Annotated in this window: 6 protein-coding genes; all 6 read left to right on the top strand. The window is 71.0% G+C overall.

Features of this window, described 5'->3' with window-relative positions; translation table 11 throughout:
* Positions 1–400 precede the first annotated feature (400 nt).
* Positions 401–850 (top strand): hypothetical protein, encoded by a 450-nt coding sequence (locus JJ683_RS12945; RefSeq protein WP_200174682.1) that lies wholly within the window; start codon positions 401–403, stop codon positions 848–850.
* Positions 851–1,155: 305 nt separating this feature from the next.
* On the top strand, positions 1,156–2,292 hold the full coding sequence (locus JJ683_RS12940) for a Glu/Leu/Phe/Val family dehydrogenase (RefSeq protein ID WP_200174680.1): 1,137 nt from the start codon (positions 1,156–1,158) through the stop codon (positions 2,290–2,292).
* Positions 2,293–2,385: 93 nt separating this feature from the next.
* A complete protein-coding gene (locus tag JJ683_RS12935; RefSeq protein WP_200174678.1) occupies positions 2,386–3,645 on the top strand; it encodes an aspartate aminotransferase family protein in 1,260 nt (419 codons plus the stop codon).
* Between the two features lie 2 nt (positions 3,646–3,647).
* Positions 3,648–4,421, top strand: coding sequence for a GntR family transcriptional regulator (locus JJ683_RS12930; protein WP_200174676.1), 774 nt, complete (start codon positions 3,648–3,650; stop codon positions 4,419–4,421).
* Positions 4,418–5,446, top strand: a complete 1,029-nt coding sequence (locus JJ683_RS12925) for a D-2-hydroxyacid dehydrogenase (RefSeq protein ID WP_200174674.1) — start codon at positions 4,418–4,420, stop codon at positions 5,444–5,446. Before JJ683_RS12930 ends, JJ683_RS12925 begins: the two co-directional genes overlap by 4 nt.
* 39 nt (positions 5,447–5,485) lie before the next feature.
* Positions 5,486–6,922 (top strand): amidase, encoded by a 1,437-nt coding sequence (locus JJ683_RS12920; protein ID WP_200174672.1) that lies wholly within the window; start codon positions 5,486–5,488, stop codon positions 6,920–6,922.
* Positions 6,923–6,931 lie beyond the last annotated feature (9 nt).

Genomic DNA, 6,931 nt, shown 5'->3' with positions numbered 1-6,931 from the left:
GGCCGCCTGGAACACCTACGCGGCATCGCTCAAGGCTTCCGCAACCTCGACCACTACATCTTGCGATCACTACTGCACTCCGGCCAACTCGCCGCACGCATCAACGCACTCTAAGAGCTGAAGAGCCGCTTTCCGGTCCGCTCCTGAAAGCGCGCCGGCGGCTCGGCAACCGTGCAGTGGTTCCCCGGCCCCCGCATCGGCACACCGGCCGGATGACCGTGGCGGAGACACCGGGGCGCCACCGGATTCGGCCTGGCGATACCGGCCCGGCAGCGTCCTCGATACGTGGGTGCGCATCATCGGCGGCCGGTGCCAGTGGCCGGGATGCGACGCCGCAGCATGGAATTGCGACCTCGACCATACGGTTCCGTTCGACCACACCGACCCGACGAACGGCGGGATGACGACGAGCGAGGGGCTCAAGCCGTACTGCCGGTTCCACCACCGCATGAAGCACACCGGCCTGTGGCAAGAGGAGATCGACGCGGACCGGGCCCTACGTCTTATTGCGCCGACCAGCCATCGGTACGAGTCCGCCGCGTTCGGAGTACTCGACGTGCTGGGCATCGACGCGGACGAGGTCGCAGACGGCGTCCCTGCGTCGGCGGGGGTCGGTACCGATGAAGCCGCCGGCACCGCCGAGACCCCCGGGGCCGACGGACGGAAACCCCGTCGCCGGCGCACCCGCGCCGAGAATCGCGCGGCCGCCGTCCGCCGCGAGCGCCGGGCGTGCCGGGCGTGCCGGGCGTGCCGGGCGAAGCGCACCGGCGGCGTCGATTCCGGACCGGCCGAGGCCGTCGACCCGTGGCAGCCCTCGTCGTCGGAGAACTGCAGCGATGCACCGTTCTGAACCGACACGGCCGCGAGAACCGCGTCTGCGGCGTGGACCCGGGCGGCGCGCCCGTTCGATTGTCGCGACGCTTCCTGTTGATTCCGACCCCCGCGCACCGTTCGGACGTACCCTGCGAGTACGGCCGCAGGCGTCCCCCGGTCGCCCGCGTGAGCCGGGTGCGAACCCTCCGCACCACCCGACTGCGCCGAGCGCTCAGGCCGTTGCCCGGCCTGCACCACAGCCCGCCCGTCCCCGACAGAAAGTCATCCCACCAGCAACACAGTGAACGTCCCAACGGGGCACGTCATCTCCAGGAGGCACCAATGCAACCGAAGCCGGTCCTGCAGACCAAACCACATCTCACCGTCACCTGGCATGACAACCAATCCCCGGCCGTCGGCTACCTCGCGGTGCACAACCTTGTCGACGGCATCGCGACAGGCGGCTGCCGGATGCGCCCCGGCTGCACGCTCCGCGAAGTGGAGGACCTGGCCTACGCGATGTCCACGAAAACGGCCGCATTCGACCTTCCGGTGGGCGGGGCCAAGGGCGGCATCGACTTCGACCCCAAGGACGACCGCAGCGACGGCGTCCTCCTCCGGTTCATCGACGCCATGCGGCCGTTCCTCGAACGCACCTGGGTCACCGCGGAGGACCTCGGCGTCTCCCAGCACGTGCTCGACGCGCAGTTCGAGACGGCGGACCTGGGCCCGTCCTCCTACCACGCGCAGATCTCACGCTCCCCGGATCGGGACGCGACCCTGCGCCGCGTCGAAGAAGCCATGGGCGCATCCACCCCGGACGGCCTGGTGTGCGACTTGATCGGCGGCTATGGGGTCGCGCAGGCCGCCGCCGCCACTCTCAGCGAGCTCGGCGACAAGCCGGAGTCGACGACGATGGCGGTGCAGGGCTTCGGCACGATCGGCGGATCCACGGCCCTCTACGCACAGCACCTTGGCATCACCGTCATCGCCGTCTCCGACGCCCTCGGCACCGTCTACAACCCCGACGGCCTCGACATCCCGGCGATGCTCGCGACGCGCAACGAGTGGGGAGAGTTCGACCGCTCCGCCCTCACCGCCGGCACGGAGGAGCTTCCGCGCGACGCCCTTCTCGGCCTCACCGTCGACGTACTCGTCCCCGCCGCCGTCTCCTACGCACTCACCGCGCACAACCACGACCAGGTCAATGCGCGCATCGTCGTCGAGGGCGCCAACGCGGCGGCCACCCACGAGGCGGAGCTGGAGCTGGCGGTGCGCGACATCCCCGTGGTGCCCGACTTCATCGCCAACGCCGGCGCCGTGGCATGGGCCTGGTGGATCTTGCTGGGCGAGGACGACGACGTGTACGGCCGCCTGCGCAACGAGATGTTCACGTTGGTCAAGAAAGTTCTCGCCCCGTGGCTGCTCGACGGCACCATGCCGCGCCAGACCGCCTTGTCGCTGGCCATGCGCGGCTGATCCCCCCGCGTGCCGGCGGACAGGCATCGGCCCGCTCCGACCGACACGCGCACGATTGTTGACAATCTACAACCCGAGAGTGACAGTGATCGCATGACGGCGCTAAGCCCCCTCCTCAAGCAGGCCACCCCCGTCGTGGTCGACCATGCCGAAGGCTGCTGGATCCACGGCGCCGACGGCCGCCGCTACCTCGACTTCACCGCCGGCATCGGCGTCACCAGCACCGGCCACTGCCATCCCCGAGTGGTCGAGGCGGCCCGCGCCCAGGTGGGCACGGTGATCCATGCGCAATACACCACCGTCATGCACAAGCCGCTGCTGGAGTTGACGGACAAGCTGGGCGAGGTCCTCCCGCCGGCCCTCGACTCGCTCTTCTACGCCAACTCCGGCTCGGAGGCGGTCGAGGCCGCTATGCGTCTGGCCCGCATGGCCACCGGCCGGCCCAACATCATCGCCTTCCACGGCGGATTCCACGGGCGCACCGTCGCCACCGCCTCGATGACCAGTTCGGGCACCAAGTTCCGCTCCGGCTACGCCCCGCTGATGGCCGGCGTGCACTTCGCCCCGTATCCCACCGCCTACCGCTACGGATGGGACGTCGACGCGGCCGTCGACTTCTGCCTGCGCGAGCTCGACTTCCTGTTCCAGACCGTCTCCAGCCCGCAGGACACCGCCGCGCTGATCATCGAACCCGTCCTGGGCGAGGGCGGCTACATCCCCACTCCGCCACGGTTCCTCGAGGGCCTCCGTGAACGCGCCGACAGGCACGAGATCCTCCTGATCGCCGACGAGATCCAGTCGGGGGTGGGCCGCACGGGCAAGTTCTGGGGCCACCAGCACTCCGCCGCCGTCCCTGACATCATGACCATCGCCAAGGGGGTGGCCAGCGGCTTCCCCATTTCCGCAATCGCCGCCCCCACCGAGCTGATGTCCACTGCCTGGCCGGGATCGCAGGGCGGCACCTACGGGGGCAACGCGGTGGCGGCGGCTGCAGCGGTCGCCACCCTCGACGTCATCCGCGACGAGGCGCTGGTCGACAACGCCCGCGACCGCGGCGCGTCCCTCCATACGGCGCTGCGCGGGCTGGCGTCGGCGCACCCCCGGATCGGGGACGTCCGCGGCCTGGGACTCATGCAGGCCATCGAGTTCACGGCACCCGACGGCTCACCCGACGTCGCTACCGGGCATGCCGTGCAGCACGCCGCCGTCGACCAGGGCCTCCTGCTGCTCAATTGCGGACTCGGCAACGTCGTGCGGATCATCCCGCCTCTGGTCGTCACGGAAGAACAGATTGCCGACGGCGCCGCGCGCCTGTCCGCCGCTATCGAGGCGGCACTCCAGGGGGAGGAGTGACGGTGGCGACCGCGGCCGGTCGCGTCCCCGCGGGACTCACCCCGCTCACCGGGCCGCAGACCGCCGCACTCATCGCCGACCAGCTGCGCGAGCTCATCGTCGAGGGCGCCTTCCGGCCCGGCGAGCAGGTGGGGGAGGCGTCCCTGGCGGGCGGGCTTCAAGTGTCACGCGGGCCGGTGCGCGAGGCCCTCCAGCGGCTCGCCCAGGAAGGACTCGTCGTGAGCCGCCGCAACCGCGGCATGTTCGTCGTCGAGCTCACCCCCCGCGATGTCGCCGAAATCTATTCGGCACGTGCGGCAGTGGAGCTCGCCGCCGCCGACGACCTGGCCGGCCGGCCCGACCCGGAACGCGCGGCCGTCGCCGCCCGGCTCCGCGCGATCATCGGACGGATGCCCGGGCACGTCCGTTCCGGCGACTGGCCCTCCGTCGCCCGAGCCGACCTCCAGTTCCATTCCACCCTGGTGGCGCGCACCGGCAACAGCCGCCTGACCCGCACCTACGCGACCCTCGCCGCGGAGACCCGCATCTGCATGCTCGACCTCGAGCGCGCCTACCTGCGCCCGCAGGACCTGCCCCAAGAGCACCACCGCCTGACGGATCTACTCGAGGCCGGCGAGGCTGCGGCGTTGCAGACCGCCATCCGCGCGCACCTGTCCACCGCCGTCGACGACCTGCAACGGCTGATGCGCGACCGCGCCGCCCGGCCGGACGACACTGATGCGGCACGGCCCAGCGCAGCACGACCCGACACTTCAAGGAGTGAGCACACCCCATGAGCCCCGCCCAGCCCACCGTCGTCGTCCTCGAATCCGACGACTCCCCCCGCCGGTTCCCCCGCGTCGAGGCGGCCGCCGACGTCCGCTACACCACTGCGGCGAATCTGGGCCGCGACCTGGCGGGCGCCGATGTGCTCCTCATGTGGGACTTCTTCTCCGGCGCCCTGCAGGACGCCTGGCCGCATGCCGACGCACTGCGCTGGGTGCATATCGCCGCGGCCGGGGTCGACACGCTGCTGTTCGACGACCTGGCCGCCTCCGACGTGACGGTGACCAACTCGCAGGGCGTCTTCGACCGGCCCATCGCCGAGTTCGTCCTCGGCGCGATCCTCGCCTTCGCCAAAGATCTGCCCCGGTCGCTGGAACTCCAATCCCGTTCGCGGTGGCAGCACCGCGAAACCGAGCGCATCGACGGCGCCCACGCGATGGTCGTCGGCACCGGGGCCATCGGTCGCGAGGTCGCCCGGCTGCTGCGAGCCGTCGGCATGCGCGTCACGGGGGTGGGACGCACCGCCCGCGACGGCGACGACGACTTCGGTACCGTCCACGCCAGCGGCGACCTCGCCGCGGTGGTCGGCGACGTCGACTACCTGGTGCTTGCCGCGCCGCTGACCGAGCAGACCCGCGGGCTCGTCGACGCGAACGTCCTTCGCGCATTGCCGCCGCGGGCGCGGCTGGTCAACATCGCGCGCGGCGAGCTCGTCGTCACCGACGACCTTGTGGCCGCGCTGCGCAAAGGCATGCAGGGCGATGGCGGGCAAAGCGGCTCCACCGGGGACGATGCCGGCCTGGGCATCGCCGGGGCCGCCCTCGACGTGTTCGAAACCGAGCCCCTGCCCGCCGACCATCCCCTGTGGTCTATCGATACGGCCCTTCTCACCGCGCACATGAGTGGAGACGCGACCGGCTGGCGAGACCGGCTCGCCGAGATCTTCGTCGACAACTTCGAGCGGTACGTCCACGCGTCAGGTCCCGCCGAACTGCACAACATCGTCGACAAGCACCGCGGATACGTGCGCCGGTAGACACCGCACCAGTCGCAGGCGGCAACACAGGAGGAAACCATGGATCCGAACTCACCGGGCGCACGTCCGGCCGACCTGGCCGACTGGACCGCCGCCGAGCTGGTCGGCGCGTTCCGGTGCCGCGACGTCTCGCCCGTCGACGCAATCCGGGCCGTGCTGCGGCGCATCGCCGACAAGGACGAGGCGCTCAACGCCTACTGCCTGATCGACGAGGAGCACGCACTGGCGGCGGCGGCCGACTCCGAGCGGCGGTGGATGTCGGGCAGGCCACTCAGCGGCATCGACGGCGTCCCCACCTCCATCAAGGACATCTTCCTCACCGACGGCTGGCCCACGCTGCGCGGCTCGCGCACCATCGACCCGGCGGGCCCCTGGACCGAGGACGCCCCCGCCGTCGCACGATTGCGGGCGGCGGGCGCGGTGTGCCCGGGCAAGACCACCACGCCCGAGCTCGCATGGAAGGGCGTCACCGACAGCCCACTGCACGGCGCCACCCGCACGCCTTGGGACACGTCCCGCACCAGCGGCGGGTCCAGCGGCGGTGCCGCGGCCGCCGTCTCCGCCGGGATGGGCCCGCTCGCCATCGGCACCGACGGCGGGGGATCGGTGCGCATCCCCGGAAGCTTCTGCGGCGTCGTCGGATTCAAACCCACCTACGGCACGGTCCCCATGTATCCGCCGAGCCCGTTCGGCACCCTCGCCCACGTCGGGCCGATCACCCGCACCGTCGAGGACGCGGCACTGCTCATGGACGTGATCACCGGCTTCGACTCGCGCGACTGGTCCGCGCTGGCCACCCCCACCCGGCCGTACAGCCACGACCAGCAGGAAACGGCGACCGGCCTGCGTGCGCTCGACGGGTTGCGCGTCGCCTTCAGCCGCACCCTCGGCTTCGCTCCGCTCGACGACGAGGTGGGCAGCGTAGTGGACAAGGCCGTCGATGTGCTCGAATCGCTCGGGGCCCGCGTCGAGCGCACCGACCCCGGCTTCGAGGACCCGCTGCGGCACTTCGAATGCCTCTGGTACTCGGGCGCCGCCAAGGCCACCGCCCACCTCACCGACCGGCAGCGCGACCTGATGGAACCCGCGCTGCGGAAGGTGTGCGAGCAGGGCCTCGACTACAGCGCGCAGAACTACCTCGACGCAATGGAAGTTCGCATGAACATGGGCGTACGCATGGGGGCGTTCCACGAGACCTACGACCTGCTCATCACCCCGTCGATGCCGATACCTCCATTCGAGGCCGGCCTGGAGGTGCCGCCCGGCTGGCAGGGCGAACACTGGCCGACCTGGTGCCAGTACTCCTATCCGTTCAACATGACCCAACAGCCGGCCGCCTCGGTGCCGTGCGGATTCACAGCGGATCGGCTGCCCGTCGGCATGCAGATCGTCGGCCCGCGCCACGGCGACCGCCTGGTTCTCACCGCGGCGCGCGCCTACCAGGACGCGACACAGTGGTGGCGGGCCCGGCCGTGATCCGGCGCC

This window comes from Tomitella cavernea, from assembly GCF_016599145.1.
GTDB classification, from domain to species: Bacteria; Actinomycetota; Actinomycetes; order Mycobacteriales; family Mycobacteriaceae; genus Tomitella; species Tomitella cavernae.
The sequence above is the reverse complement of the archived record's forward strand: the minus strand, read 5'-3'. Positions and strand labels throughout refer to the sequence as shown.

What these genes read in the sequence shown, in the direction of transcription:
- JJ683_RS12945 (WP_200174682.1), top strand. Translation starts at nt 401, where the DNA reads ATGACGACGAGCGAGGGGCTCAAGCCGTACTGCCGGTTCCACCACCGC.
- JJ683_RS12940 (WP_200174680.1), top strand. Translation starts at nt 1,156, where the DNA reads ATGCAACCGAAGCCGGTCCTGCAGACCAAACCACATCTCACCGTCACC.
- JJ683_RS12935 (WP_200174678.1), top strand. Translation starts at nt 2,386, where the DNA reads ATGACGGCGCTAAGCCCCCTCCTCAAGCAGGCCACCCCCGTCGTGGTC.
- JJ683_RS12925 (WP_200174674.1), top strand. Translation starts at nt 4,418, where the DNA reads ATGAGCCCCGCCCAGCCCACCGTCGTCGTCCTCGAATCCGACGACTCC.
- JJ683_RS12920 (WP_200174672.1), top strand. Translation starts at nt 5,486, where the DNA reads ATGGATCCGAACTCACCGGGCGCACGTCCGGCCGACCTGGCCGACTGG.